The 682-nt window shown below is 76.4% G+C and carries 1 protein-coding gene; it reads right to left on the bottom strand.

Annotated elements, in window-relative coordinates; translation table 11 throughout:
* A partial coding sequence (locus ACYVE7_RS35200) for a polyketide synthase dehydratase domain-containing protein (RefSeq protein ID WP_460371020.1) occupies positions 1-682 on the bottom strand: 682 nt, incomplete at both ends.

The raw sequence follows: 682 nt of genomic DNA, 5'->3' as shown, positions 1-682 counted from the left end.
CGCCGGATGCAGGCCGAACTTCGCCGCGAGCGGGCCGGCCTGCTCGTCCAGGCCGAGTTCGGCGAAGACCTCGCCGCCGCGCCGCCACACCGCCCGGACGTTCTGGAACGCCGGACCGTAGGCGTAGCCCTGCGCGGCCTGCTGGTCGTACAGGCCGTCGATCTCGACGGGCTCGGCGTCCGGCGGAGGCCACCGCACCAGCCCGAACGCGGCCGGGTCCGGGGCGGTCGGGCTGGACGGCGCGAGCACGCCGCTGGCGTGCCGGACCCACTCCTCGCCGCCGGTCCTGGAGTACACCTCGACGGACCTGCGGCCGGTCGGATCGGCCGGGCCGACGACCGCCTGGAGGGAGACACCGCCGCCGTCGGCGGGCAGGACGAGCGGCGTCTCCAGGGTCAGGTCGCCGAGGACGCCGCCGCCCGCGTCGTCGCCGGCGCGCAGCGCGAGCTCGACGAAGGCGGTGCCGGGCAGCAGCACCGACCCGGAGATCACATGGTCGGCCAGCCACGGCTGTGACCGCACCGACAGCCGGCCGGTCAGCACGATCCCGTCGGCGCCCGCGAGCCGGACGATCGCGCCGAGCAGCGGGTGCTCCGCCCGGTCCAGCCCCGCGGTGGCGACGTCGGCGTCCGAGCGGGCGTCCATCCAGTACCGCTTGCGTTCGAACGCGTAGGTGGGCAGC

This window comes from Actinocorallia lasiicapitis (genome assembly GCF_054778695.1).
Note: the sequence above shows the minus strand (reverse complement) of the source record. Positions and strands in the feature narration are given on the sequence as shown.